Source organism: Parapedobacter pyrenivorans (genome assembly GCF_014636865.1).
GTDB lineage: Bacteria > Bacteroidota > Bacteroidia > Sphingobacteriales > Sphingobacteriaceae > Parapedobacter > Parapedobacter pyrenivorans.
Window position 1 is genome coordinate 26,383 of the sequence record NZ_BMER01000004.1, and the last position, 25,487, is coordinate 51,869.

Annotated in this window: 26 protein-coding genes; 10 read left to right on the forward strand and 16 right to left on the reverse strand. The window is 46.4% G+C overall.

From position 1 onward, the window contains the following. The first annotated feature begins 10 nt into the window (after positions 1 to 10). Positions 11 to 466 (forward strand): DoxX family membrane protein, encoded by a 456-nt coding sequence (locus IEV98_RS17115; protein ID WP_188507254.1) that lies wholly within the window; start codon positions 11 to 13, stop codon positions 464 to 466. A gap of 51 nt (positions 467 to 517) precedes the next feature. On the opposite strand, the gene IEV98_RS17120 is transcribed toward IEV98_RS17115, so the two are convergent. The 4 genes from IEV98_RS17120 to IEV98_RS17135 form a co-directional block, all read right to left on the reverse strand. Beyond that, positions 518 to 1,384: an alpha/beta fold hydrolase gene (locus IEV98_RS17120; protein ID WP_188507255.1), complete on the reverse strand. Its 867-nt coding sequence runs from the start codon at positions 1,382 to 1,384 to the stop codon at positions 518 to 520. Positions 1,385 to 1,404: 20 nt separating this feature from the next. Continuing rightward, on the reverse strand, positions 1,405 to 1,809 hold the full coding sequence (locus tag IEV98_RS17125) for a VOC family protein (protein WP_188507256.1): 405 nt from the start codon (positions 1,807 to 1,809) through the stop codon (positions 1,405 to 1,407). 80 nt (positions 1,810 to 1,889) lie between these two features. Further along, complete coding sequence (locus IEV98_RS17130) at positions 1,890 to 2,780, reverse strand: helix-turn-helix domain-containing protein (protein ID WP_188507257.1); 891 nt, start codon at positions 2,778 to 2,780, stop codon at positions 1,890 to 1,892. 290 nt (positions 2,781 to 3,070) lie between these two features. Next, complete coding sequence (locus tag IEV98_RS17135; RefSeq protein ID WP_188507258.1) at positions 3,071 to 3,658, reverse strand: dihydrofolate reductase family protein; 588 nt, start codon at positions 3,656 to 3,658, stop codon at positions 3,071 to 3,073. Positions 3,659 to 3,874: 216 nt separating this feature from the next. On the opposite strand from IEV98_RS17135, the gene IEV98_RS17140 reads away from it, so the two are divergent. After that, positions 3,875 to 4,243, forward strand: a complete 369-nt coding sequence (locus tag IEV98_RS17140; protein WP_188507259.1) for a YkvA family protein — start codon at positions 3,875 to 3,877, stop codon at positions 4,241 to 4,243. Between the two features lie 55 nt (positions 4,244 to 4,298). On the opposite strand, the gene IEV98_RS17145 is transcribed toward IEV98_RS17140, so the two are convergent. Further along, positions 4,299 to 5,516 (reverse strand): RidA family protein, encoded by a 1,218-nt coding sequence (locus tag IEV98_RS17145; RefSeq protein WP_188507260.1) that lies wholly within the window; start codon positions 5,514 to 5,516, stop codon positions 4,299 to 4,301. Positions 5,517 to 5,667: 151 nt separating this feature from the next. Here IEV98_RS17145 and IEV98_RS17150 point away from each other — a divergent pair, with 151 nt between their 5' ends. Further along, entirely contained in the window at positions 5,668 to 6,258 is a 591-nt protein-coding gene (locus IEV98_RS17150) for a GNAT family N-acetyltransferase (RefSeq protein ID WP_188507261.1), read from the forward strand. 18 nt (positions 6,259 to 6,276) lie between these two features. Further along, positions 6,277 to 7,473 carry a multidrug effflux MFS transporter gene (locus IEV98_RS17155; RefSeq protein ID WP_188507262.1) on the forward strand — a complete coding sequence of 399 codons (1,197 nt, stop codon included), beginning with the start codon at positions 6,277 to 6,279 and terminating at the stop codon, positions 7,471 to 7,473. A 590-nt stretch (positions 7,474 to 8,063) separates the two neighbouring features. Here IEV98_RS17155 and IEV98_RS17160 read toward each other — a convergent pair. Next, entirely contained in the window at positions 8,064 to 8,948 is an 885-nt protein-coding gene (locus tag IEV98_RS17160; protein ID WP_188507263.1) for an NmrA family NAD(P)-binding protein, read from the reverse strand. Positions 8,949 to 9,028: 80 nt separating this feature from the next. On the opposite strand from IEV98_RS17160, the gene IEV98_RS17165 reads away from it, so the two are divergent. Beyond that, complete coding sequence (locus tag IEV98_RS17165; protein WP_188507264.1) at positions 9,029 to 9,412, forward strand: winged helix-turn-helix transcriptional regulator; 384 nt, start codon at positions 9,029 to 9,031, stop codon at positions 9,410 to 9,412. Between the two features lie 220 nt (positions 9,413 to 9,632). Here IEV98_RS17165 and IEV98_RS17170 read toward each other — a convergent pair whose 3' ends face one another. Together IEV98_RS17170 and IEV98_RS17175 are read right to left on the reverse strand one after the other, a co-directional pair. Beyond that, a complete protein-coding gene (locus IEV98_RS17170; protein WP_188507265.1) occupies positions 9,633 to 10,088 on the reverse strand; it encodes a pyridoxamine 5'-phosphate oxidase family protein in 456 nt (151 codons plus the stop codon). Next, on the reverse strand, positions 10,081 to 10,641 hold the full coding sequence (locus IEV98_RS17175; protein WP_188507266.1) for a GNAT family N-acetyltransferase: 561 nt from the start codon (positions 10,639 to 10,641) through the stop codon (positions 10,081 to 10,083). The genes IEV98_RS17170 and IEV98_RS17175 overlap by 8 nt, the downstream gene beginning before the upstream one ends. A gap of 236 nt (positions 10,642 to 10,877) precedes the next feature. On the opposite strand from IEV98_RS17175, the gene IEV98_RS17180 reads away from it, so the two are divergent. The 3 genes from IEV98_RS17180 to IEV98_RS17190 all read left to right on the forward strand — a co-directional run bounded on the left by IEV98_RS17180 (position 10,878) and on the right by IEV98_RS17190 (position 14,646). Next, positions 10,878 to 11,420, forward strand: a complete 543-nt coding sequence (locus tag IEV98_RS17180; RefSeq protein WP_188507267.1) for a DUF4168 domain-containing protein — start codon at positions 10,878 to 10,880, stop codon at positions 11,418 to 11,420. 288 nt (positions 11,421 to 11,708) lie between these two features. Next, the gene (locus IEV98_RS17185; RefSeq protein ID WP_188507268.1) at positions 11,709 to 14,093 is read left to right on the forward strand and encodes an ABC transporter permease; all 2,385 of its coding nucleotides are present in this window, start codon (positions 11,709 to 11,711) and stop codon (positions 14,091 to 14,093) included. 55 nt (positions 14,094 to 14,148) lie between these two features. Then, positions 14,149 to 14,646, forward strand: coding sequence for a DinB family protein (locus IEV98_RS17190; RefSeq protein WP_188507269.1), 498 nt, complete (start codon positions 14,149 to 14,151; stop codon positions 14,644 to 14,646). Between the two features lie 39 nt (positions 14,647 to 14,685). On the opposite strand, the gene IEV98_RS17195 is transcribed toward IEV98_RS17190, so the two are convergent. Then, on the reverse strand, positions 14,686 to 15,468 hold the full coding sequence (locus tag IEV98_RS17195; RefSeq protein WP_229738811.1) for a 3-keto-disaccharide hydrolase: 783 nt from the start codon (positions 15,466 to 15,468) through the stop codon (positions 14,686 to 14,688). A gap of 167 nt (positions 15,469 to 15,635) precedes the next feature. On the opposite strand from IEV98_RS17195, the gene IEV98_RS17200 reads away from it, so the two are divergent. Further along, a complete protein-coding gene (locus tag IEV98_RS17200; protein WP_229738812.1) occupies positions 15,636 to 16,202 on the forward strand; it encodes a DNA-formamidopyrimidine glycosylase family protein in 567 nt (188 codons plus the stop codon). A gap of 352 nt (positions 16,203 to 16,554) precedes the next feature. Continuing rightward, positions 16,555 to 18,699, forward strand: a complete 2,145-nt coding sequence (locus IEV98_RS17205; protein WP_188507270.1) for a S46 family peptidase — start codon at positions 16,555 to 16,557, stop codon at positions 18,697 to 18,699. A gap of 39 nt (positions 18,700 to 18,738) precedes the next feature. Here the strand turns inward: IEV98_RS17205 and IEV98_RS17210 are convergent, their stop codons facing one another. The 7 genes from IEV98_RS17210 to IEV98_RS17240 form a co-directional block, all read right to left on the reverse strand. Continuing rightward, positions 18,739 to 20,109 (reverse strand): hypothetical protein, encoded by a 1,371-nt coding sequence (locus tag IEV98_RS17210; RefSeq protein ID WP_188507271.1) that lies wholly within the window; start codon positions 20,107 to 20,109, stop codon positions 18,739 to 18,741. A gap of 2 nt (positions 20,110 to 20,111) precedes the next feature. Then, a complete protein-coding gene (locus IEV98_RS17215; protein ID WP_188507272.1) occupies positions 20,112 to 20,633 on the reverse strand; it encodes an STM3941 family protein in 522 nt (173 codons plus the stop codon). Next, positions 20,630 to 21,181 (reverse strand): hypothetical protein, encoded by a 552-nt coding sequence (locus tag IEV98_RS17220; RefSeq protein WP_229738813.1) that lies wholly within the window; start codon positions 21,179 to 21,181, stop codon positions 20,630 to 20,632. The genes IEV98_RS17215 and IEV98_RS17220 overlap by 4 nt, the downstream gene beginning before the upstream one ends. Positions 21,182 to 21,285: 104 nt before the next feature. Next, complete coding sequence (locus IEV98_RS17225; protein ID WP_188507274.1) at positions 21,286 to 23,208, reverse strand: histidine kinase; 1,923 nt, start codon at positions 23,206 to 23,208, stop codon at positions 21,286 to 21,288. Beyond that, the gene (locus IEV98_RS17230; protein ID WP_188507275.1) at positions 23,208 to 23,942 is read right to left on the reverse strand and encodes a LytR/AlgR family response regulator transcription factor; all 735 of its coding nucleotides are present in this window, start codon (positions 23,940 to 23,942) and stop codon (positions 23,208 to 23,210) included. The genes IEV98_RS17225 and IEV98_RS17230 overlap by 1 nt, the downstream gene beginning before the upstream one ends. A gap of 46 nt (positions 23,943 to 23,988) precedes the next feature. Further along, positions 23,989 to 24,324, reverse strand: a complete 336-nt coding sequence (locus IEV98_RS17235) for a hypothetical protein (RefSeq protein WP_188507276.1) — start codon at positions 24,322 to 24,324, stop codon at positions 23,989 to 23,991. Further along, a complete protein-coding gene (locus tag IEV98_RS17240; RefSeq protein ID WP_188507277.1) occupies positions 24,308 to 25,360 on the reverse strand; it encodes a hypothetical protein in 1,053 nt (350 codons plus the stop codon). Before IEV98_RS17240 ends, IEV98_RS17235 begins: the two co-directional genes overlap by 17 nt. Between the last annotated feature and the right edge of the window lie 127 nt (positions 25,361 to 25,487).

Here is a 25,487-nt window from a genome sequence, read left to right on the forward strand (position 1 = left end):
ATCAAACAAAATGAATATCAAAAATATAGGTCAACTTTGGCTTAGACTAGCTGTTTCCAGTGCATTTTTATCCGCAGTAGCTGATAGGCTGGGATTATGGGGTAAGCCGGGTAGTCCTCACGCTACTTGGGGGAATTGGGAACAGTTTCTCACCTACTCTAATATGGTCAATAGCTTTGCGCCAGCATTCTTGTTGGAATTTCTGGCCGTCACGGCAACCGTACTGGAAGTGATGTTGGCCCTTTTACTTTTAATAGGGTATAAGACCAAATGGTCTGCTTATATGTCTGCTATCTTATTGACTTTGTTTGCTGTCGCAATGACCATCTCATTTGGGATAAAATCAACATTTACCTATTCCGTATGGATTGGTGCAGCAAGCTGCCTTTTGCTGGGATCAGTCAAAAGCTATGCATATAGTATGGATGATTATTTATCAAAGATGAAAAACAAAGTGCATAAATGAAGAGCCGATGCGCTTCGTATACGTGCAACGGTTAACGGTAATTTCCAAAAATCAATTACCCAATTGTGTCCAATCGAACAATGCGGGTTCTTTGGTGAAAAATTCCGTGATCATTACGTTAAAAAGCTCCGGTCGTTCATACAATATAAAATGAGAGGCGGCAGGAACAATGCAAAGTTGACTGTTTGCTATGGCTCGATGTAATTCCACCGCGTGTTCGGGTTTAACGATGTCATTGTCGCCTTGTACAATTAGTACGCTTGATCGTATTTTCCGGAGCTTTTCTTCAGGAACAATAAGTGGTGTTGCACACATACCACTGAAATCTTTGACAAACTGTTGCCATTGCGCTTTTTGAGGAGTTTTTTCCAGGTGTGGTTCTAGCCACCATTTGAAATCTTTTTCAATGTCTTCAGGGGTTAGTTGGTCAAGCCCTGCAATCGCTTCCGGATAATAGCCGGAAGTATGAGAAGCCGCCGCAAAGGCTGCTGTCTTCTTTACCTTGTCCGGTCGATCCGCGGCCAACAACAATGCCGCATTTCCGCCGTCGCTATGGCCAAAAACATACACGCTGTCTAATTTCATTTGGTCTATCATTTTAGAAAAATAGTCGGCCAATAACTGATAACTCAAGGAATCGGCCTGCTCAGACCGGCCTTGCCCAGGACAATCAACGGCGATAACCCGGAATTTCGTTGAGAGGTCTGCGATCACAGGTGCCAGATCTTTAATGGTGGAGAGACCACCGTGTATGGCCAGAAGCGGAGCACCTTGCCCATATTCTTCATAATACAATTGAGCGCCGTTTATGGATATGTATTTTCCATTGTTCGAGCCGTAAGGAATGCTGTTCTGCGAAAAGCAGAACGAGCACGCCAACAGCAATAATGTCAATATGTTTGATGCTATTGTTTTCATCGGTAGTTGGTTTTAAGTGATTAACTCGGCATTTGGCTTTCGTCCATATAAGCCAATTCCCATTGGTGACCATCTAAATCAGCAAAGCTGTGTTGGTACATCCAACCATGGTCTGCGGGGTCGGCATAAATGGTTGCTCCCAATTCTTTTGCCCTAGCTACCGTTTTCTCCACTTCTTGGCGGGAACTTGCATCCAAGGCTATCAGCACCTCGGTGAATTTATTCGCATCGCATAGCTCTTTTTTGGTGAATGTCTTAAAATACGATTCGGTAAGCAGCATCGCAAATATGGAATCGCTAATGATCATACAAGCCGCTTTGTCATCGCTGAATTGCGGATTGAAACTAAATCCAAGACTTTCAAAGAAATTTTTTGACTTATTCAAGTCTTTAACCGGTAGATTAATGAAAATTTTTGTTGCCATGATTTTTATTTTTTTTTCATTGATAAATAACGATACAAAGAAAGCAGCTTTATGAGATAAAATTTTGTCGAAAAGTTGGGTTAACCGGTAAATTTTGATGGTGGCATCCCGGATTCTTTTTTAAAGAATTTTCCGAAATTGGCAGGATCGGAAAAGCCCAATCGATAGGCGATTTCCGATATGCTAAAATCGGTGTATAAGAGTAGTGATTTAGCTTCCCTTACCAACCTTTCAGTGATGTAAGACAGTGCTTTTTTACCAGAAACAGCCTTGATGGTTTGAGAAAGATGGTTGGGTGTTATTGAAAGAAGGTCTGCATATTCCTTTACTGTCCGCTTCTCGATATAATGACTATCCACCAAATGCAGGTATTTACTCAGGAGTCCTTGATCAGGAGAAGCAAACCGCGTGGCATCATGCTGTTCGTTCACAAATGCTTTTACACGGTAAAGGAGGGCAAGCAGTTTTAGCCTTGCTTCGATATGCGCCTCATCGCTGCTCCTCTCATAGGCTATAAAGACTTCTTCAAAATGAGGAGCCAATTTGTGATATGTGGCTTGATTCAGTGTAAATAGGTTTGTGTAAAGGCGGTTAAAGAAAGGAAACTCCTTGTGAAAGCTCGGTTTAAAAAACGAGAAACATTCCGGTTTAAAATAAAAGATATACCCTTCCAGCGCATCGGCCTTGGAAAAACTATAAATCAAATCCGGCGAATGGCAAACGAGATAGGCTTCGGGGTTATTCACGGTTTTATCGTCGTACTTCACTTGGATTTTTCCCGAGTTGAGAAACAGGGCAAAAAAATAAAAGGCCCTTCTGAATGGTGGGCGGTAAATTTCTATTTTCGGACCTGTCTTTTTTAGCTCCCTGCTGTAAAGCAAGGCATTAGTCGTCCTGCCCGGTAAAGGCAGCGTTTCCAAAAAATCATTGATTTCCATATAGTACGGGATGGATGCGTTTGTTTTTTTCATTTACTTTAAGATCGAATGACTACGCTTTTATCACATTCTGCCAGTAGGTGATGTGCAATTCCTTCTTGCTGATTGCCTTTGTAAATGTATAAATACGGGTCAAAAATATAAGGCGGGTAAAGCCAGAAATTGTACAAACCGGACAAAGCAACTATTGCAGGTCCTTATAATTGCAAGGGTGTTTTTTCGAGGAAATTTCTGGATGATTTCCCCGCCAAGGTTTTGTTGATGGCTTTTTTTATAAATTATTACGACACCCAGTTGGCTAAGCAGCTGGCTGGGTGTCGTATTTACTTATTCCGCATCTCACCGGGTTCGTAGCTATGCAGCATCGTCCCTTTGGAAAACGTTTTACTTCCCATAAGTTTTAATGGAAATAGCTTGAATGATTCAGGGAACAGCTTATAGCCCTTGCCAATCGCAACCGGCGCAATAACCAGTTGTATTTCATCAACCAGGTTAGCTTGCAAGAGCGACTGCGCCAAGGAAAGGCTTCCCCACATGATCATATTTTTCCCGCCGCCTTCTTTCAGGGATTTGATATAGGCTACTGCGTCATCGGAGACCAGGGAGATATTTCCGTAGCTACCCCAATCCACCTCTGTTAAGGACCTGGAGAATACGATCTTCTGGATGCTGTTCATGGCCGCTGTTATCTTGGGGTCGTCGCCGGTCGTGTATGGCCAATACTGCGTAAACATCTTATAGGTATTGGTGCCCATCAGGATCAGGTCGATGTTGTCCATAAGCGTCCCTTGGTTGGCATCCACATCTCTTTCGAGCATGTTATAGGTGCCGTCAAAGAACCCTGTTGTTTTATCCCGATCGGCGCAAAAGCCATCAAGGGAAATAAACTCCTGTAAAATGAATTTTTTCATGCTTTATCGTATTATATCCTTTTTTGGAAATACAAAATTAGCAAAGGGGTGACGATTTCTGTAGCGTAGAAATGACAATTGGAGGGGGTATTCGGGACATTATCCACGGAAAAGTTAGGACCTGTATGCCGTCCCATTCGCCTCCAGTTACCTTGCCGATCTGTTCGCTTGCATCTCAAAATTACTTAACTTTGCAAAGTCATTAATGATAGAGATATGAAGAAAGGTTATTTTAATAAAGCGATCCTTTTATTCGAGCTATTCCGGAAACATCGGATCAATGATGATGATTTAGCTAAAGCGGAAAGCAAATCAGCATACCTGGATGAAAAAGTTGAAGAATTCCGACTTTTGATTTCGATGGGCAAAGACGTGTTTGCAGGCCGGTATCACATGAATAAGTGGAACATGTCTATCATCGCTGCGACGATTGCCTATGTTATCTCTCCGCTTGATGCAATACCTGATATGATCCCTTTGATGGGGTGGATGGATGATGCGACAATTGTTGCATACGCCGTTTCCAAGCTCACAGACGAAATAAAGAAGTACAAGGCTTTAACCCAAGTCAACCTAGGAACTTAATCGTCGTCAGCTCAGACCCTGCTCTATTCCTTTGAAGGCCCATGTGTTGCAAATTTTATTGTCCTTTTGCAACGCCGATCATATCAATATTTATACTCATGCCTTTTCCGACCCCTTTTACCATTGCTTTAGACGCGGCAGGGGGGCGTTTGGGGTCATAGAAAATTGGTCGGATTTTATTCAGGGCAGCACTGGCTACATCATCCGAAACGTAATAGGTTGCTTTTCCCAAATGAGCAAAATCGCTACCGACAGCATCTAATAATTCTTTTAGAGACGCAAATATTTCCGCCGTCTGCTTTTCGGGATTAACAGAAACCCCATACAGGGACGATACGTAGAATTTTTTACCGCGATTTATTTGAGTAACCTTACTGTATATCGGAGACGCAGTCATCATTGGAGGGGTAATGAAGTTCATCTGATCCGTAGCTTTTGCAGTCTCTGAAGGTGAAGCTGCAATCAATTCTATCTCGATTACCGGATTCTCGCTAACCCAATCAACAAATACCAGTGGCGGCACAGTTGAACCGTCAAAAAACCGAACAAATTCCGCTTCTACAAGATGTACATCCGTCATAGGCTGTATAAACGATTTGATCTGGATTACCTGATTCTTAGCAATTCCCAAATGCGCTAACGTAGCTTCTAACTGTTTAATTGTGCCGCGGGTCGCTTCAACCAAATCCCCTTCGTCTGCCTGCCCCGATACATAAGTAACACCACCTGCGGGTAACACAGAAACATGTGCTCCTTTGGCTATATTGTATAACGCCGGTGAGTTAAAATAACTTGCCTGATCGTTCGCTGTTTGCAGATCGGATACGGCAACGGCATCCATGGCGATAGCTGCATCGGGATGAGAAAGGTCTCCGGTTACATAACTTACAGCAGGTTTATTTCCGCTGTTGAACTTCAGGCTAAATGCTTTCTCAACGTCAGGAACAAGATTTTCTTTTGAGAGATAAACATGGAGTTTAACGACTTGGTCCAGATTTGAACCTGCTTCTTTCAGCGCCAGTGAAATATTTTTGAATACTTGGTCAATTTGTTCTGAAAGGATATTTTTTCCAATAAGTACGCCTTCTTTATTTAAAGGCAGGAGTTGCGCGGTATGCGCCAAAGGAACAATATCGTCTATCAATACGGCTCGCGAGCTTCCAGTAATGCTGGAAGGCTGAATTTCTTTAATTATCGAAGTTTGAATTTTTGTTTGTGCAAATGTCGATAGGGATCCACTCAATAATAAAAGCAGCATTGATTTCTTCATCATAAATAGTTTGTACAAAGATATCAAATTTTAAAGGTAATGATTTTAGTGTCTAGAAACAGTGGGATAGGACTCATTATTATGTCCAAAATACCCCGTAAGAAAGTCCAGTTGACACCGCTTTAAAAACCCGAATAGCCACTACTTTTGTTATATGAATGAACGCGACATAACCATAAGAATCGCTCAAGCACCGGATGAAGGCACTGCGATCGACGCATTAACATTGGCCTTCGGTGCTGATCCGATGACCCGCTGGTCTCTACCGGACCCTGCCGTATATCTGTCAACTTTTTCTTCAATAGCGCGGGCTTTCGGGGGGAGTGCATTCCAAGGCGGGACTGCCTATATTGCCGATGGTTTCGCGGGTGTCGCCTTGTGGTTGCCACCTGGTGTCGGATCTGATGAGGAAGCGCTAATGCAACTATTCGATGAAAATGTCGGTGATGATGTGAAGGAAGATCTGTCAGGAATTTTTGAGCAGATGGAAAAATTTCACCCCGCCGAACCGCACTGGTATTTGCCGATGATCGGTGTCGACCCAGCCTTTCAGGGTACGGGTGTAGGCTCCGCATTGATGACAGAGGCACTTAAAGCGGTTGACCGTGACGGATTAATTGCGTACCTGGAATCTTCGAATCCTAAGAATATTTCGTTATATGAGCGTCACGGTTTCGAGGTTATCGGCGAGATCCAATCCGGCGGTTCACCTATTTTACGCCCCATGTTGCGAAGAGCGCAATGAATAATAGCTGATTTTTCAATGAAAATGAAACAAGGTGAATTTATTGCACTGTCGGCTTCAACAATGATGCTGACGGCGTTGGGAATTGACATCATGCTTCCTGCATTTGGCGAACTGAGAAATGATTTTGATCTCGATCCACATTCAACAGAAACCGCAAAGATCATTTCGTTCTTTTTTCTTGGCCAGGTAGCACAGATTGTTTTCGGAACGCTTTCCGATCGTTTTGGGCGATTACCCATTCTTCGTATTGGTTTTCCGCTTTATATCATCGGTGGAATAGGAGCAGCTTTCGCCCCTAATCTTTCACTGATGTTGGTTGCACGCTTTATAGCTGGTGTAGGTGCATCGGCAGTTTTTATGACCACTATTGCCGGTATACGGGACCGCTTTGTTGGTAATAAAATGGCACAAATCATGTCTCTTGTTTTTACCATTTTTCTTTTTACGCCGGTGATTGCCCCATTTTTAGGATCGGCTATTTTGCATCTTTCTTCTTGGAAAATGGTGTTTTTAACACCTCCTTTGTTTGCATCGATCGTGTTTTTATGGTCATCGCGCCTTGAAGAATCCTTGCCGACCAACAAAAGGATGCCGCTGAATTTTCCCAGTATTCGAAAATCTATGGGCAATGTTTTGCGTAACCGGATCTTTCTCAGGTATACGACCATCACTACGCTTCTTTTTACGGCGCTCAGTTCTTATGTGGCCAGTTCAGAACATATTATTGGCGGGATCTATGGCAAGCCGTCATTGTTTGCATGGATTTTTGGGGGTATGGGTCTGCTCATGGCTTTGTCAACCTTCGCTAATTCGTATTTATCAACAAAATATGGTGCAAGACGAACGATTAAGTCCTTACTTCTTCTATATATGCTTGTCGCGGTCGGTTTGACGATCATTACGGTAAGCTTTGGAGATCCACCAAACATGCTTTTATTCTTCATCGCCGTTACGCTGATGATGGCAATTAACCTGGCTGTCGAACCCAATAGTAGCGCACTTGCACTTGAGCCTTTGGGACAGGTGGCAGGGATGGCCGCCTCAGTTTATGGTACACTATTTTTTTCGATTGGTGCAGCGCTAGGTTCAATAGTCAGCAATCTAATGAGCAATAGTGTTTCCCCATTGGTGATAAGTTATCTCGTTATCGGGATTAGCGGACTACTTCTAGCCCTAAACGATCGTCGACCCAACGACGTGTTGCATGACTAAAAAGCCAGTTCAATCAAAGAATTGCTCTTCTATTACACGTCTTTGATCCGCAGGGATATCCGCTAGCTTTCGAAGTGATTCACTCGCTGATTCATCCTTGCTTGATGCCGCATTAACCGGTATAGCAGATTTTATTTATATAGTCGTCGTCAAAGTAGGAGTAACAAATAACTGTAATTCATATAGATATAAAAGTATTTTAAAGTGTGTAATAATGACACTAAGCATACAAATAATGTTGTTATATAACGTATATTTGCACCATTATTTAGATACTATATTAACGTAATTTTAATTTTGATTTAACATGATCGAGGAGATTTTAGACCAAAGAACAGAGAAAAAGCAACCTACTATCCTAAAAACAATCTTATCAACTGCAAAAAAGCCTGCTTTTACCCCATCCCGTTTCTCCGTCAGAGGACTGAGAAAGCATTCCGGAATACAAACTAGCCGAAATCCCATTGTCATAGGTTGACGAAAACCCAATTTTGATACGGGGGGCTGGCACGGTGGTAATCCAATGTGACAGCCCTTATTAACTCTACTATTCCCTGAATCTGGGATGTCACGTCCAGCAAATTCACGGCCTAGCCGTGATAGCGCAATGCAAATTCCCGTGCAAAATCGGCCAGTTTAACCTTTCCGGTAGCTGGATGGACGTTGACCAGGAAGTCGTTTTGAACCTTTTGTTCACGTAGCCCGCTTCCCAGCTCCGTATACAGCGAAGCTATTTCAGCAGGTACACCTGCTTTCACCATCCCTTGTTCATGCTCTTCGTCACTGAAACTAACCCAAGGAAGCGCTGGCTTGCCTATTGCCGCACCGAGTGCAGCAGCGACCTCGCTTGGTGTGCGAATGTCACTGACGATGTAACGAATACTGTTTGTCGCGGTATCGCTGGTCAGTTCTTCAGCGGCAGCCAATGCGATATCTCCGGGGTGGACCAACGGCAGCCTAGTGTCCGGATTAAAGTTTCCAGCCTGAATACCGGCGTGCTGGATAAGCGGTATATCATTCAAAAAGTTGGTGTAGAAATAGCCTGCTCGGAGAAAGGTGGTAGCAACCGTCTTCAGATCACGGTAGAGGCCTTCGATGGCATATAGGCTGGCGATTGGGCCATTCCCCTCAGGAAGGTCTGCTCCGATACTACTTAACAGTACAACCCGCTTCACGCCGTTCTGTTGTATCGCAGCGGCAATATGTCGCCCCGCAGCAATGGTATTGTTGACAATATGCTGTTTCCCCAAGTTGGGCGGTGTCATGGCAAAGACTGCGTCTGCATCTGCAAAGGCGGTTTTTAAGAATGCTTCGTCCGTAAGGCCGCCAATAGCAGGCATTGCGCCAAGCCGTATAATCTCCTCGGCGCGGTCATCATTGCTGCTCACAATGGTAAGTTCGTGTCCCTGCGCCAACAGTAGCTTGGCAAGTGGTCTGCCCACGTTTCCGAGTGAGCCGGTGGTTGTGATTTTCATGCTGTATTTTTTTGTTAATGGCAGCAAAGTTATTTTTATACTTACTTTTGTACAAGTACTTACCCTATAGTATGTATAGAATGACAGCAATTAAAGAGACGTCTACGATTCAGGAAAATAAGGCATACGCCTTGGCACAATGTCCGGTCACCTACGTGATGAATCGGATAGGTAGCTATTGGAAACCCATCATCCTCTACAACCTATCGCATGGCGACATGCGGTACAGTGAGCTGAAGCGGGCCATACCAGCGGTTACGGAGAAAGTGCTGATCCAGCACCTGAAGCAATTGGAAACCGACCAACTTATCATCAGGGATGCCAAGCCCGTGGTGCCGCCCTTTGTGACCTATAGATTGAGCGCTGCTGGCCACGGATTGATACCCGTTATCGAAGCAATGGCCAATTGGGCAAAGGAAGCTGCGGCGGGCCAGTATGATGTTGGCAAGGACGTCACGGATTAGTTTTACCTGCCTCGCGGCCAATAGATTATTAATTGTTTTAACTCCTCACATAGCGAAATGAATACAGACCCATTCTTTCAGAAAATCAGGACTTAAAATACTTCTTTCCAGAGGGTAGAATCGCCGGTTCGATCCCGGCTACCCTTACAATGTCAGAAGGCCATTTTTATCATCACCGCGTTAGAAGATACTACCGTCCTTGAATTTAATTTTCACCGCCTCACCTCGCTTTCACCCCATATGCCTCCATCGCGTTTTCAATCTGTTTGCTTTCGGTTGTGTTCGGGAAGAACAGGTAGCTTGGCGCCTGGATTGGGACTGCTTTAACAACCGTTATCTCGATAACTTCATTGATCGGGAACGCATCGGTAAAGCGATCCGTCAGAAATTTGACCTTATCCGGAAATGTTGCGTCGGATTTGTCGATAACCTTGGCCGTCCCTTTAAGCTTATACCCCTTTTGTACAAATATGTCTACTAAACTCACGCAGACGTTCGAATTACTCCGGATATTCTTTACGCTTCCGGGCGATGCGATATTTGCAATCAGAAGCGTTTTTTCGTCATAAAGTGCAAATACCTCTTTAGGAGATACATTTGGAGCACTGTCCCCGTCTACGGTTGCCAACCAGCATAAGACACTTTTGCCGATATAATCCTTAATACGATTATCCATTTTTTCCCAATCCAATTTCCCTAACCGCCTCATACAACACCCAATGCTTGCCATCCTCGGTATATGGCTCAACGAAACGCATGCCCAATTTGTTAAAGACGTTGATCGACGTCGTGTTCTCGACCCTTGCACGGCCAATGATTCGGTCTAGTTTCAACAAATCGAAACCATATTCTAGGGCTGCCGTGGCGCTTTCGGTGGCATATCCCTTGCCCCAATGACGCTTAAAGAACCGGTAACCGATATCGTATTCCTCTGCCGCTGGATGGTACTTAAGTCCGTTCCATCCGAGGGTCTCACCAGTTTCTTTCAAGACAACCACTAGCCGGCCAACACCATATTTTTCATATTGATCGTAGTCACGCAGAAATGCGCTAGCAGCGGCAACATCTGCAAACTGCACATCGCCCGTGTATTGCAATACTTCGGGGTCTTCATTGAGTGCATACATCATGGCGCCATCGTCGGCACAGAAAGGGCGCATGGTGAGCCTCTCTGTCATCAGTTCACACTGCTTCCTCGCGATTTCCTTCATGCTACAGATTGCTGCCATCGTTTTTCCATGATCACCTACTACGGCGAAAAGCAAATCTAAGCAATAGCTTCTTTCGTATCAAATCGATACCCCTGTTTCGATCCGTGTCCAATTTAAAAACGTTTGGTATGATGGTTGCATCGAATAGCACGTAATACGTTCAATTGGCGCAACGTGCGGGTTGTTTAATGCGCGAGGGGCAATAATCCGTCCTGATAATGTTTTTAATAGTATGCATTTAAAATTTAGTAGATATGGTAACGATTAGTAAAGCAAAAAAGACGTACAGCACAATATATGGTGCGGTTGCATTGATATTGGCAATGGTCGGCACATCCGCGGTAATCGCGCAGGAGCAAGCTCCTGTTCAACCGCAACAGGAAATAAGGCAAGATTTTGAGAAAAAGGAATTGGATTATTTTTTGAATGCAAATTTAAAAATTAATGAAATTCAGATGGAGACGCAGAGTGAAATGATGAAAGTCATTGAGAAAGAAGGGATTTCGGTCGAAAAGTTCAATGAGATAGCAAGCGCCCAACAAAATCCAGATAGCACAGCCGTCGAGCCAGACCCCAAAGAAGTCGAATCGTTTCAAAAGGCTGCGGAAAAAATAACGGGAATGCAGCCAGCGATTGAAGAACGGATGGTTAAAGCCGTTGAAGCTGAAGGTTTGGATGTGGAAACATATCAACAAATTGCGCAAGCCTATCAGCAAAGCCCGAAGGTCAAAGGAGAATTGGATCAGTTAATAAAAGAAAAACAAGCGCAAAGGGCAGATACGTTGGATCAGCCTTAGCGCATCAAGCGAACCGCATCGCTGAGGAAAACCCCGGCTTCTTTTTCATAAAAGGAGTCGGGGTTTTTGTTAACGAATACGGGCCGTATTCATCCTGTCCTGTCCGTATTCGGACACCTACTGTCCGGTTACGGACACTCACCAAAATCTAAATCGTTGATTTCTTGTTTCTAACGTACTTTTTTGCAATGGCAGATTTGTTGTTGCCTGCACGTTAAGGGGTGTCCAGATACCAATCACAACATGATATGCAGTAACCAGACCGCCCCGCCATTAAACACTAACGGCATGTTAAAGAACTACTTTAAAATCGCCTGGCGCAACTTGGCTAAGAGCAAGGGCTACAGCGCCATCAATATCGGGGGTCTTGCCGTGGGCATGGCCGTGGCCATGTTGATTGGCCTTTGGGTATACGATGAGCTTACGTTCGATAGCTACCATGAAAACTACGACCACATCGCTCAGGTGATGCAACATGCCAACTTTAACGGTCGGTTCCAAAGCCAAACTTCCAATCCCGGATTGATGGGCCCCGAGTTGCGGGCAAAGTACGGCAGCGATTTTAAATACGTAGTGCAAGCATCCTGGCCGGGGGGGCATATGCTGTCCATCGGGGATAAGCATTTCGTCAGAGACGGGATATTTTTTGAAGCTGATGCCCCCGAAATGCTCACGCTCAATATGCTCAAAGGTACACGCGATGGATTGAAAGATCCGTATTCCATCCTCTTATCGGCCTCCACTGCGGAAGCCCTGTTTGGCGATGCAGATCCCATGCATAAGACCATCACGTTCGATAGGAATTATGAGGTCAAGGTAACGGGCGTTTATGAAGACCTGCCAGACAATACATCATTCAGGAACTTGAAGCTCATAGCGCCCTGGGAGCTGTGGCTCATCCAGAATCCCTGGGCCAAAGAAATGCAAAACCCCTGGGGCAGCAATTTTTCCCAAACCTTTGTGCAAATTGCCGACCATGCGGATATGGAAACCGTTTCCGCTAAAATCAAAGACACCAAGCTAAACAACGTTAGTGAGGGGGAGAAAAGATATGAATGGCAGGTTTTCCTGCACCCCATGGCCAAGTGGAATCTATACAGCGAATTCAAGGATGGCCAAAACACGGGCGGGAATATCCGCTACGTCTGGTTGTTTGGTATTATTGGTCTATTCGTGTTGCTACTGGCGTGCATCAATTTCATGAACCTAGCCACCGCCAGGAGTGAAAAGCGGGCTAAGGAAGTGGGCATCCACAAAACGGTAGGTTCTCATCGCTGGCAACTGATCGGCCGGTTCTTTGCCGAATCCTATTTGATCGTATTGCTGGCCTTTATCTTTTCGCTGCTATTGGTCATCGGGCTACTACCCTTGTTCAATGAAGTAGCGGGCAAAAAAATGGGTATTCCATGGCAAAATCCCTTGTTCTGGTCGTTCAATTTGATCTTTATTTTCGTTACCGGCTTGCTGGCCGGGAGCTATCCGGCCCTTTACCTGTCCGCTTTCCAGCCATTGGAAGTGCTGAAAGGAACCTTCCGTGTTGGTCGCTTTGCCAGTGTTCCACGTCAAGTTTTGGTGGTTATGCAGTTCACGGTTTCTGTCATGCTGATTATTGGAACCATCATCGTCTACCAGCAGATCCAGCATGCAAAAAACCGGCCGGTGGGATATACCAAACAAGGGTTGGTGAACCTCAACCTCCAGAATGAAATCAAAGATCATTTTGAGGTAATAAGGACCGAACTGAAAAATGCTGGTGCCATTGAGGAAATGGCGGCATGCGTGAGTCCATTGACTAGCGTGTGGAATACCAACGGAGGGTTTGAATGGGAAGGAAAGGACCCTGCCTTGGGCGTAGATTTCCCCTCCAATGCCGTGTCCTATGATTTCGGTAAAACCGTACAATGGGAAATTAAAGCGGGCCGTGATTTTTCAAGGGAGTTTGCTACAGACTCCGCCGCATTTATTATCAATGAATCGGCCGCTAAGTTTATCGGTTTCGAAGAGCCGGTGGGCAAAACGTTGATATGGGAAGGCGAGCCTTTTACCATTATCGCTGTGGTGAAGGACATTTTGCAGGAGTCGCCTTTCTTCCCTGTACGCCCAACGGTTTATCGCATAGCACCCATGAACGATATGGCAAACCTGGTTTTAAAACTGAGCCCAAACCAAAGCACAGCCCAATCCATCGGCATAATCGAAAAAACCTGGAAAAAGCACGTTTCCGATGTGCCGTTTGACTACACGTTTATAGATGAGGCTTTCGGGGATAAATTCGTTGCCGAAGAACGCATTGGCAAACTGTCTTCTTATTTTGCCGTCCTCGCTGTTTTTATTTCCTGTCTGGGGCTATTCGGTATGGCAAGTTTTGTAGCCGAGCAACGCACCAAGGAGATTGGCATCCGTAAAGTACTTGGGGCCAGTGTGGCCAACCTATGGCGGCTGTTATCGAAAGAGTTCATGCTGTTGGTGACGATTTCCTGCATCATCGCTATACCCATCGCTTGGTACTACCTTACCCTATGGCTTGCAAACTACGATTACCGAATAGCCATCAGTTGGGTGGTTTTTGTATTGGCAGCTGTTCTAGCCCTTTTGATCACGATCGCGACAGTCAGCTTCCAAGCCATCAAAGCGGCATTGGCCAATCCGGTAGACAGCCTGCGGAATGAATAGGAAGCTGTTGATGGTTCCGGCAAGTGTAGGAAAAAAATAAAAACGCGATACGATTATGAACAACAAACTCATTCAAAATATCATTTCTCAGCTACTGGATGTCCAGGAAAAGGAAAACTGGCTCGATGAAAATTTTAAAAAGAAAATAGAAAGTGTTGGGGAGGATAAAGTTTTTCAAAGGCCATTACCAGCGTTACATAGTATCGCGGAGCTTATTTCCCATGTATTGGTATGGCGAATTGAATCGATCCGCAAGTTGGAAGGCATGGATGCAAACTTAACGGTTGATAGTCCCGAAAACTGGCGTACAAACGACCAATTAAAGGAGATCGGTTGGCCAAATCTCCAAAAGGAATTTTATCAAAGTATTTATACACTCATTGAGCTGTTGTCTGATAAAGACGATACTTTCTTGGAAAAGAACTACCGTGATGAATACAGCTTTAAATATTTGATTGAGGGGCTTATCCATCACGACCTTTATCATTTAGGACAGCTCGGTATCACCATTAAGTTTTTAAATTTACCGAATCACACCGAGCTCGGGAAGTAAACAGGTCGTAATACTAGCTCACGCCTTGTTTTTGCTCGGTTATAATTTTTTAATCTTAATGTTACGGAACCAGATTGGGCTCGAATGGTCCTGCAGTGCTATGTATCCGGTTTTGAATTTACCATAATCCGGACTGCTCTTCCACTTGTCCGAGTTCTTCTTTTCATACCACGCTTCATCCCAGGGAACGAATGATAAAACCAATTTACCATTCAGCCAGTGCTCCACGCGTGCCGGAGTAAAAACAATTTTGGAGCTGTTCCATTCTCCTGCCGGATGTAACGTCTTGTCGGGATCAGGGGGATGCATGGCATAATCGGCACCGGTTTGCTGCAAGGGTTTCAGCTCTTCCGGTTTTTCCGTATAACCCAAACTGGTGTTGTATGCGGTAAGATCATGTATACGGGCATAGTTTTCATCATCAATGAGTTGGTATTCAGGCGCTACGCCCGATGGCGCCCGATATCCTTCCTTTACATGGTAAAAAATGCCGCTGTTTCCTCCTTCCGGAAGTTTCCATTCCAGGTATAGCTCAAAGTTATCGAATTCTTCGGCACCATAGAGGATGTCTTTTCCCCCCTTATAATCCTGTTCTAGACCGAGCTCGGTATCAAACGTCAGTGTGCTGTCTTTGATGGTCCACCCCGGAGGCAGCACCTCTGCATTGTACCCTCGCCAGCCTTCGGTACTGGTACCATCAAAAAGATAGATCCATCCGGAATCCGGAGCGTTTTGCTGCGCACGCATACTAATGGAAAAAGCGATGGTAAAAAGTAGCAACAAAGCACCCGGTCTCATCAAGGTAGTTGGTTTATTCTTCATTTTTAGCTATTCAGTATGGCGTAAAGATGGACATTACAACTAGTTAAAACAAATAGATTATAAAAAGAGTTCACATTGTATAGCGCGTTTAATGAGTCTCCTATGGGTTATTGCAGGCCAAAGCATTTCATAAGCAAGATATCGAATTTTACTCAACCTTAGTTTGCATGCCTGAAGGACCGTCCATCGTCATATTGAGAGAAGCTGTTGAGCACTTAAAGTTAGCCGGGCAGAAGATTCAGTCCGTAGAAGGAAATAGCAAAATCGATCAGCATTTATTACCGGGGCAAACGGTACTCAGCTTCCGTTCCTGGGGTAAGCATTTTTTGATTTGCTTTAAAGAATTTACCCTTCGGATCCACTTTCTTATGTTCGGGAGTTATCGTATTAATGAACGGAAAGAAACACCAGTCAGGTTGCGCATACAATTTGCAAGTGACGAACTGAATTTTTATACATGCTCCGTAAAGCTTATCAATAAACCTGTTGATCTGATTTATGACTGGTCCGGCGATATCATGGCAGTAGAGTGGAATGCCGCCAATGCGTTGGAAAAGTTAAAAAGAATCCCCCAGGTGTTGTCTTGTGATGCGTTGTTAGATCAGGATATATTCGCTGGAAGCGGAAATATTATAAAGAATGAGGTGCTATTTCGAATCAAAGTCCATCCGTTATCTACGTTAGGGGCATTGCCTGAACCTAAGTTAAAGGAGCTGGTGCGGGAGGTGCGCTAATATGCATTTGATTTTCTCCGATGGAAGAAGGAATTTACGTTGCGGAAGCATTGGCTGGCGCACACCAAAAAGACATGTCCGCGGTGTAATATCCCTTTTATCAAATCTCATACAGGTAAAACAAACAGGAGAAGTTTCTTTTGCGAAAATTGCCAGGTACTATACCTCGATATTGATTGAAGTAGCATGCAACCAACATATACCAATGTGGTTTGTTGTCTTTCTGCACCCTAAAGCCGGTGATTTTTTCAGTTTCGTTTTTGCCGTAGTATCCGTAGCTTTGCCGGCGCACATGAACTCCCGGACCCGACCGGGAGCACAGAAGGATTACATCAAGTTAGTTAATTTCATTATGAAGAAAATCATCGTTTTAGTACTTATTGTTTCCATAAAGCTCAGCGCCCTTGCCGACGAAGGCATGTGGTTTCTGATGCATCTGAAGCGCCTCAACGAGCGCGATATGCAGAAAATGGGCCTCCAGCTCACCGCCGAGGAAATCTACAGCATCAACCATTCCAGTATCAAGGACGCTATCGTGCAGTTCGGCGGCGGCTGTACCGCCGAAATTGTCTCCGGCCAGGGTCTCGTGCTCACTAACCACCACTGCGGTTACGGTGCTATTGCCGAGCTGTCGACGCCCGAAAACGACTACCTCACCAACGGGTTCTGGGCCGCCACGAAGCAGCAGGAGCTGAAGCCCGACGAGCTTTCCGTGCGCTTCTTCGTGCGCATGGACGATGTTACCCAGCGGATACTCGGTGTCGTAGGCGACACGATGTCGGAGGCTGAGCGTGAAAAGGCTATCAACCGCGAAATCGCCAAGATTGATCAGGAAAACAACGAAGGCGGCAAATACACCGTATCTGTACGATCGTTCTATGAAGGCAACGAATACTATTACTTTGTCTACCAAGACTATACCGATGTGCGACTGGTGGGCACACCGCCCAACAGCATCGGTAAGTTCGGGGGTGATACCGACAACTGGGAGTGGCCACGCCATACCGGCGATTTCTCCCTGTTCCGCGTGTACGCCGATAAGGATGGCAATCCCGCGCCGTATTCGGCAGACAACGTGCCGCTACAGCCGAAGCATCACCTCACGGTTAGCCTCAACGGTTATACCGATCACGATTTCGCCATGATCCTCGGCTATCCCGGCCGCACCAACCGCTGGATGCCTTCAGGTGGCGTCGATCAGAACGTAAACTATGCGTATCCGGCGTGGGTGGAGGCGTCCAAAGTCGGGATGGATCAAATGAAGAAATACATGAACAGTGATCCAAAGGTTAGGCTCGATTATGCGTCTAAATATTCTCAGGTAGCCAACTATTGGAAGAACCGTCAGGGGATGATCGATGCGCTTACCCAGCATCAAACGGCTAGTATCAAAGCAGCCGAAGAAGCCCGGTTCGACAAATGGGCTCAGAAGCGGCGCAACCGGGAGCGCTACGGCTCGGTCATGGGCGATATCAACGATTACTACAAGGAAACCGATTTAAAGGCACGGCACGACAATTACCTCATCGGATTGCTGCGCTCCAGCACCTTCGCGGCACTGCCATACTCGCTGGGCAATGCGCTGGCCTATTACGCTGCTCAGAATGAGGCCAAGCGGCAGGAGGTCGCCCAGCAGATCACCGGCAACCTCGATGGTACCTACGACAACCTATACCTGCCATTGGAGCGCGATGTGCTCGCGGCCCTGCTGAACTTGTATGCAGAAAAGGCGACCGAGGGCGGCATCCCGCCGTACATCGATTCGCTGTACCAGCACCACAATCGTGATCTTTCCGGATACATCGATTCGGCCTTCGAAAGCAGCCTCTTTGCAAGCCGAGACCGGGTAGACGCATTTCTAGCGAGCCCCGATACACTCGCCCTACAGAGCGATCCGCTGTACCACCTTTCGACGGCACTACTTACTCGTTACCGGCAAAACTCGCCCGAACAGCAAGAACTACAGGGACGTTTCCAGCGGGCTTTCAGGCTGTACGTGGAAGGAACGCGCAAGCGGAATCCCAAAAAGAAATACTATCCCGATGCTAATAGTACGCTCCGCCTCACCTACGGCAAGATCAATCCGCTGCCGCCCGACCCGCGCAATGATGCGAGCGCCAACTACTTCACCACACTGAAAGGCACCATCGCCAAGTACCAGCCCGGCGACGAGGAGTTCGATCTCCCCGAAAGGCTGCGGGAATTGTACGCGGCGCGTGACTACGGACGCTATGCCGATAGCGAAGGAAACCTGCCTGTCAATTTCCTGACGGACAACGACATTACCGGCGGCAACTCCGGTTCACCCGTATTAAATGGCAAAGGCGAACTGATCGGCATTGCATTCGACGGCAACATCGAAGCCATGGCTGGCGACGTCATCTTCGACAAGGAGCTCCAGCGCACCATTTCGGTTGATATCCGCTACGTACTGTTCATTATCGATAAATTCGCCGGAGCCGGCCACATCGTCGACGAAATGACACTAGCGGATTGACGCTAAAACATGGCCCCGGCAAGCAAACCTTGTCGGGGTTTATAACTGCTTTCCCGTTACTTTTTCTCGCCATTCGGGTTCGGTTAGGGGTTCATTATCCCTGCCCCAAGGACCATTGTGTTCGCCGTCTATGTAATATTCATCGTAGTCGGCAGCATCCCACCATTCCCTGAAATTAGGCAACCCGAAGTAATGATTGTCTTCGAGAATCTTTCGCTCCTTTTCATCCAACATAAAGCGAAGGCGACCCATCATTCTGTGATGCGACCATCGTTGGCCATTGTCCAGTCTTTTGTATTTGTATTGCTCGGCAAAATAAACTACGTGGGCCAGTATCTCTACCCGTTGCTTATCCATAATGGCAGGGTGGGGGGTATACACCATGTATTCCATATAACCCTGTAGGTCTTCCAACAAAAAATGAACTTCCGAAGCCGCACTTGGCGCATACAATGTTTGCAACAACTTAAAAGTATTGGCATGTATTTTTAAAGAACCATCGCAATTTTTTTTCCAGAACAAACTGCCGAAATCATCGGGATTTGATGGGTTGAAGCGGGTTTGGGTAACTGCCCAATGCAGTAATTTTTCGTTGGCTGTCCAACCGAATTTCTTTACCAGCCTTTCCAAAAAAAACGGGTCATGTTCCAGCAGCCAGTTCAGGCAACTGTCGTCGTTTTCAAAAAGGAAGCGATGACGGTTCAAGATAAGCCGACGATTGAATTTACGTTGCGATTCAAGGCTGTATTCGTCGTTCCGTGCTGCCAATTCCATCCATTTTTCGATTTCCACGGTTGTATGGTATTCCTGATGGTAGCTGGTTTTTGAGAATCCCTTTTCCTTTTCGGAGAGGTCTGAATACAGCAATTGATAGTCGATCAGTTCGGGCAGGTAATAGAAGTCGGTGATCAGGTTCTCCGGTTTTACGATGAAAAATCCGTTATAGTCGATCCCGTTGTTCCTGTGATAAATTGATGTCGTATCGCACGGCTCGAACAAGTTGACATAACGGTATAGCTCGCTGCTGTCTGTGGGGATGACTATTCCAAAGATGTCATGTATTTTGCGCGCGAATTTGTCATTTTCCCATTCTAGGTATCCTCCATCGTTCCACAGTAGGTCTTTTACTTCAACTACGGTAGCATGCAGTTCTTCCATTCCAAAGGCCGCTTTCGGAACTTCGCTCACTTCGTTAAAGCGGTTTGCTCCCTCGCGGAGCTGTTTTTTCAGCACCTTTTTGCTTGCGAGGATTTTTGCCTGCAAAGGCGCGTCCACATCGGCAGAAGCGGTTGCTGTGTCCCGGCGGTTTTCCGCAGTATGTCGGCTTGTAGACGGACCGCAGGACAGCATGTTCCAAAGTAAAAATACACCCAATATGTGGGGTGTATAGCTTGTCTTCCAATTTTTCACGGCTAGCGGTTTGCGTTTGAATGATAGTGGTGATAATACTGCATGATAAACGTCTCCATTTCATGGAAATCAATATCCAGTTCGTCAGCGTTCAATGAAAGGCCACACGCTGAACGTATTTTCCGGACCTGTCGGTTAGCTGTCTTCGCGGCGTACCGCTCCGGCACCGCCAGTTTAACAAACAGCTGGTTGCTGCCATGCGCCCTACCGGTCTGGATAGCCGCTATATCCCGCCACTTTATTTTTCCAATAGTTCTTCCAAGCGTCGTTCCTTTGAAAAGCAAGCCATCCGCATCCAGCTCCAGTCCGGCCTGTTTTCGGTTGATCAAACTGAATAGCTGTGCCAGGGCCATGCTGCTGCCGCCCACCATCACACCGGCAAAGACCAGTACGTATCCCGTCTTTATCCTGCCGGCTTGTGACGAAACGTACAGCATGGCACCGCCCATCACCACCAATAGCAGGCCTGCAGTCAGGAGCTTCAGGCGCTTTTTGCGATTGAAGAGAAAGGTCCGTTTGTTCATTCTGTTTCGTTAAGCTGGCTGTATTCTTCGATGGAGCGCCCGGTATTACTTGCCCCGAAAAACAAGATCCACAGCGTATGGTCGCTGTAACGGTGTATCCCGATTCGGTTGTTCTTCAGTGGTGCCAATATCGTTATCGCTTCCTTCACATCGAAATAGATAACCGGAATGGGAATCATCGTTCTTTTCTTTTCCAAAATCAGGTATTTGCCGCGTTTGCGGACAGGAATGGCAAACCCTGCAATAAGCTGTTGCTGCTGGTAGGCTTCCACGTTCAATCGGGTGTCAGTTACCAAAGACAAGCGGATAATTGCCTCACCGGAAACCGGAGGTAAGGTATCTTTTTCCAGACGGTATGCGGCCAATTTGTCCCATAGGCTATTATGCGCTATAGTGTAGCGTGTCTTGAGTTCTTCAGGCCTATTGGAATAAGCCGTACCGCTCAGCTGTGCCTTGATAACAGCCGGCTGCTCCGAAAACTTCTTAGAAAGCTTGCGGGTAGATGTGCAGCTTGCCGATGCTGTCAGGAGCAGGATATAACATATCATTCGCATAGCGCTATATTATTACGGTACAAGATAGGGATGCAGCAAGAATACACTGAAAACGGTTTTAGATTTGCCGAAAAAGGTTTACGATTCGCGTATCCACATCAAGAAACCGGAATCATCAGCGTTACCCTTGTGCCACCATCTTCGTTTTTACGGGTTTCGACGCGAGCTCCATTGCCCAACAGCGCCAGCCGTTCGCGGCTGATGATGCCGGAGAGCGAGCGATGGCCTCCGGTTGTATGCGGCTGCTTTCCTGCACGGCCACTATCAATCATTTCCACGTAGAGCATGTCTCTTTCTTCCGAAAATGCAATATGTACAAAACCCTTTCCCGACTTCATATCCACACCATGAAGGATGGCATTTTCGACAAAAGGCTGTATGAGCATCGGCGGAATCCGGATTTCGTCGGTCTCCATGCCCTCCGGCAAGTCCAGGGTGTACGTAAATGCATTTTCAAAACGCATTTGCTGCAAGGTTAAATAATATTGAAGCGTTTCAACTTCCTGCGTCAATGAAACCAGTTGTTCCTGGCTTATTTCCAGTGAATTCCGCAACAGTTTGCTAAACTGGCTCAGGTAGCTGATGGCCTCTTTTGCGTGGCCCTGCCGGATGTAGTGCTGCAGCGCGGTAAGCGTGTTGAAAATAAAATGCGGCTCCATCTGCGTCCGCAAAAGCTGTTGTTGCAGGATGACCTGATCTTTTTCCTGCTGTACACGCCTTTGCCGGAATCCGTAGTAGATGAAAAACAAAATCATCGCCAATAGGACTGCTGCCAATAGGCTCACCATCATCCACAAGCGGTTTTGCTGCAGCTCCAGTTCCTTGATCTGCAAACTTTCGTTCAGCTGCTGGATCGAACGTTCCTGCGCCTGGATTTCATACAAGCTATTCATTTCGGCGATTGCCTGCGTATTTTGCCGGTCGTAGAGTTCGCTCTGCAGGCGGACAACCTCATTGGTCGAGCGCAGGGCTGCTTTCAGATCATCCGATCCCGTATAATAATCAGCTACGTTCTGATGGTACACGATGAGGTGGTCGTAATCAAGTACCGTTTTATTTTCTGAAAGCAGGTGGTTGGCTTTAGCAAAGTATTCCGTGGCTTTGGTCCTGTTTTGCTGGGCGGTATAGATACCGGCAATATTGACGTACGAAATAAACAGATTACTGAGCATCACACCGCTTGATTCGCCGTTGTTCAGTGCATTTTCCAGCGGTGCTATCTTTAGCAACTGGTAGTTCAATGCAGCATCCGGTTCGTTCCTGAGGCTGTGAAGCAATGCTTTGCTTTCGTACAAAAAATAAGGGTCATAAACATCCGGGTATTGGATCTGAAGCGCCTCCAACCGTTCAATATAGTAGGCCATGCTATCCATATTACCCCGTGTATGATAGAGATTTTGGATAAGCTGTGTGATCGGCCGATGGCGGTTGATGTGTTTTTCGGGCAATAGCTCGGAGAGCGATAAGGCTTTCCGGTTCATTTCCTGGGCCAGATCCAGTCGTTGGAACTGTTGGTTGCTCTGCGCAGCAGCCAACAGGATGGCTGCTTTTGCCGATGGCTCCAGCGCCACCGAGCTATCCGCCAACACGATGGCAGCGGCTTTGTTGTAATAATAGTTGGCGCGGTGCAAGTGACCTTCGGCAATGCCTAGGTTCCCGATACCCTGGTAGATCCTCGCTTTCTCGTCCCAATGCCCTTTTTCGGCTTCGATGTGTTGAAATGCTTTTTCCAGATGCAGGGCAGAAGAATCGTTCAGCCCGGCCATGCCATACAAGCGGGCCAGCTGGTAATTTACTTTGGCCGTGTACAGCTTGCTCTCTTTCACTGGCTGCTCGCCGAGAAGTTTTTTCCACGTTCGCAATAGCGAGTCCTTATTGTTTGGCGATATGGGGATCTGCTGCAGCAGCCCGATTTTTTCCTCAATGGGGCTTCCAGCGGTGCTGACGGCAGTTTTCCGGCCGCAGGAAAAGCCGGCGATGAGCACGAAAAATACCGTACCATATGTTAGGAGATTCTTCATCACTTACCGATCAATCTGTTCAGGATATCCCGTTTCCTGCGGGATGAAATCGGTATTTCTTCACCATTATCCAACACTACTGTCGTATGGCTGATCAAGGATTCTATATAAGCGGTATTGACAATATAGGATTGGTGAGTACGGAGAAATTGGTCTTCAGGCAGCATGTTTTCATAAAATTTCAAGGGCCTGGAAACGGTTTCTTTCTTGCCGTTTGCAAGGAAAAAATGCGTGTAAGGTCCGTCTCCCCGGCAATACCTGATATCGGTCAGCGGTATGATGCGCACTTCACCAAGCGAGGGCAATGCGATGTGCTGCGGTGCCTGCTTTTTTTGCAGGGTTGATTCAGCCAACGAAAGCTGTTCTCTGGAAGCCCGCTCATTCAGGTTCCGGAAACGTTCGATGGCTTCCTTGAATTCCTGCTCATCAACCGGCTTTAACAGGTAATCCAATGCGCCGTATTTGATTGCCCGGATGGCATACTGGTTATAAGCGGTCACGAAAATGATATGCTTCGGCATGGTTTGGAGCCCATTCAGGATATCGAATGCATTGCAGTCATACAGGCTGATGTCCATGAAAATCAGATCAGGCTGTATATGGTCTATCAGGTGCAGCGCATCATCCAATGTACCTGTATTCCCCATTAGCTCGAAGTCTTCCTCCTGCCCGATCAATACCTTCAGTTCATTTACAGCGGCCGGCTCGTCTTCTATGATCACTACTTTATTCATCACTATGGTTCTTCATGGTATTTGTGGGTGAAAACTGCGCGTAAATTTAATTTATTTTCTTTACCGATGCAGCAAACCCGATCCAAGCGATGGTCAGCACAACGAGGAAGACCGCCACCCATTCCATATCGGACGACCAATGGCTATCCAGCACAAAATTCCGATAGGTGTAATAGGCTGCAACCTTGTCTGCGGGATAATCCGCGGGCATATCCTCCATACCCAACGGCGATTCGAAATAGTACTGAAGCGTGGGACGGTGCTTGACAAAAAACCGGAACTCACCTGAAAATTCATCATCCACCGCAAATCCGGTCATCAGCCAGGTGACGAGCAGGAGGCTGGCAGCAACATAACGGTGTTTTTTAGTGGCTTTCCTCATCCTCGGGGCTAAAAGTCTTTCGGATCATCGTATCAAATTCCTTGTCGTAGTAGAGATAGATGGGATGGCGATTCGAATTGGTTTTAATCTCGATGAGTTGCTGCGCAGGCGTGGCGTAGCTAGCCAATGAGGCGGCCTCTTTGGGCAGGGCATACGGATTTTCGTATACGGTGAAGAGGATTTTGGAGTAGAACACTTCATTAAACAAAATCCTGCCCTTATCCGCATCGTCGAAGCCGATGACGATCATGCGTTCTGTAACATTGCCCGTACTGTTCTTTTCGGTCAGCACCACCGCCAATTCCTGCTTGGGTTGGTTGGTGTACCGATTCAGTCCGGTAAAGCCGGCCAGACGATATACCTGCGTGGTGTTCCGTCGGTCGTTAACAAAGGTAAAGCTACCGCCTTCGTTGCTCCTAAAATAGTCCGAAAGTATTTCTTTGACAGCCAGCGGCGTATCGCGCATCCAACTCACTCCGGGGTCGAAATAATCAGCATACTTATTTCTGAAATCACACTCATCTTCCACCTCAAGGCTACCTCGTTTGTTGGGCAGCAATTTCAGGTATTCCACTTTTCCCTCTTCGGCTAGACGCAGGTAGGCAGTCAATGCCGGATTGTCCGTATAGGTCTCAATTAGACTGAAACGGGCCCGCGTTTCATAGAAGTTCACACCTTTTTGCTCCGCTTGCTCAATTTCCTCGCCATAGCGAATGAGAAGTAGGGTGTCAGGAAGGCGATTGTATGCAGCAGCGGCACGCTGATCGCGTAATGAGCCTTTGGTCATATAGCCTACGTCGCCATAAAAATACAAGCTCTCACAGCTATATGCCGCATCTGCAACATCCGGATGGCCATAGTATGCTGCTTCGGAGGCCGATTGGTCTACCGTTTCTTCCGAATCATACATATGCGGGTTTTGCCATCGATGAACGAACTGCCCAACCTCATGTCCGAATAAGTAATAGCCTGCGCACCCCACGATGATCAGGCTCAACAATACGATAACGAGATTCTTTTTGTCCACTTTCTTCATAGTTTTCTTGTAAAAGACGCGATCAAGGTAAGTGGATTTCCATTTCTATCTGTAAAAGCTTTACGATATACCGCAATCGGCTTACAATTTGTAGACCTTGCAAAAATACTCCCTTGTCGTAATTACC

What these genes read in the sequence shown, in the direction of transcription:
- IEV98_RS17115 (WP_188507254.1), top strand. Translation starts at nt 11, where the DNA reads ATGAATATCAAAAATATAGGTCAACTTTGGCTTAGACTAGCTGTTTCC.
- IEV98_RS17120 (WP_188507255.1), bottom strand. Translation starts at nt 1,384, where the DNA reads ATGAAAACAATAGCATCAAACATATTGACATTATTGCTGTTGGCGTGC.
- IEV98_RS17125 (WP_188507256.1), bottom strand. Translation starts at nt 1,809, where the DNA reads ATGGCAACAAAAATTTTCATTAATCTACCGGTTAAAGACTTGAATAAG.
- IEV98_RS17130 (WP_188507257.1), bottom strand. Translation starts at nt 2,780, where the DNA reads ATGAAAAAAACAAACGCATCCATCCCGTACTATATGGAAATCAATGAT.
- IEV98_RS17135 (WP_188507258.1), bottom strand. Translation starts at nt 3,658, where the DNA reads ATGAAAAAATTCATTTTACAGGAGTTTATTTCCCTTGATGGCTTTTGC.
- IEV98_RS17140 (WP_188507259.1), top strand. Translation starts at nt 3,875, where the DNA reads ATGAAGAAAGGTTATTTTAATAAAGCGATCCTTTTATTCGAGCTATTC.
- IEV98_RS17145 (WP_188507260.1), bottom strand. Translation starts at nt 5,516, where the DNA reads ATGATGAAGAAATCAATGCTGCTTTTATTATTGAGTGGATCCCTATCG.
- IEV98_RS17150 (WP_188507261.1), top strand. Translation starts at nt 5,668, where the DNA reads ATGAATGAACGCGACATAACCATAAGAATCGCTCAAGCACCGGATGAA.
- IEV98_RS17155 (WP_188507262.1), top strand. Translation starts at nt 6,277, where the DNA reads ATGAAAATGAAACAAGGTGAATTTATTGCACTGTCGGCTTCAACAATG.
- IEV98_RS17160 (WP_188507263.1), bottom strand. Translation starts at nt 8,948, where the DNA reads ATGAAAATCACAACCACCGGCTCACTCGGAAACGTGGGCAGACCACTT.
- IEV98_RS17165 (WP_188507264.1), top strand. Translation starts at nt 9,029, where the DNA reads ATGACAGCAATTAAAGAGACGTCTACGATTCAGGAAAATAAGGCATAC.
- IEV98_RS17170 (WP_188507265.1), bottom strand. Translation starts at nt 10,088, where the DNA reads ATGGATAATCGTATTAAGGATTATATCGGCAAAAGTGTCTTATGCTGG.
- IEV98_RS17175 (WP_188507266.1), bottom strand. Translation starts at nt 10,641, where the DNA reads ATGGCAGCAATCTGTAGCATGAAGGAAATCGCGAGGAAGCAGTGTGAA.
- IEV98_RS17180 (WP_188507267.1), top strand. Translation starts at nt 10,878, where the DNA reads ATGGTAACGATTAGTAAAGCAAAAAAGACGTACAGCACAATATATGGT.
- IEV98_RS17185 (WP_188507268.1), top strand. Translation starts at nt 11,709, where the DNA reads ATGTTAAAGAACTACTTTAAAATCGCCTGGCGCAACTTGGCTAAGAGC.
- IEV98_RS17190 (WP_188507269.1), top strand. Translation starts at nt 14,149, where the DNA reads ATGAACAACAAACTCATTCAAAATATCATTTCTCAGCTACTGGATGTC.
- IEV98_RS17195 (WP_229738811.1), bottom strand. Translation starts at nt 15,468, where the DNA reads ATGAAGAATAAACCAACTACCTTGATGAGACCGGGTGCTTTGTTGCTA.
- IEV98_RS17200 (WP_229738812.1), top strand. Translation starts at nt 15,636, where the DNA reads ATGCCTGAAGGACCGTCCATCGTCATATTGAGAGAAGCTGTTGAGCAC.
- IEV98_RS17205 (WP_188507270.1), top strand. Translation starts at nt 16,555, where the DNA reads ATGAAGAAAATCATCGTTTTAGTACTTATTGTTTCCATAAAGCTCAGC.
- IEV98_RS17215 (WP_188507272.1), bottom strand. Translation starts at nt 20,633, where the DNA reads ATGAACAAACGGACCTTTCTCTTCAATCGCAAAAAGCGCCTGAAGCTC.
- IEV98_RS17220 (WP_229738813.1), bottom strand. Translation starts at nt 21,181, where the DNA reads ATGATATGTTATATCCTGCTCCTGACAGCATCGGCAAGCTGCACATCT.
- IEV98_RS17225 (WP_188507274.1), bottom strand. Translation starts at nt 23,208, where the DNA reads ATGAAGAATCTCCTAACATATGGTACGGTATTTTTCGTGCTCATCGCC.
- IEV98_RS17230 (WP_188507275.1), bottom strand. Translation starts at nt 23,942, where the DNA reads ATGAATAAAGTAGTGATCATAGAAGACGAGCCGGCCGCTGTAAATGAA.
- IEV98_RS17235 (WP_188507276.1), bottom strand. Translation starts at nt 24,324, where the DNA reads ATGAGGAAAGCCACTAAAAAACACCGTTATGTTGCTGCCAGCCTCCTG.
- IEV98_RS17240 (WP_188507277.1), bottom strand. Translation starts at nt 25,360, where the DNA reads ATGAAGAAAGTGGACAAAAAGAATCTCGTTATCGTATTGTTGAGCCTG.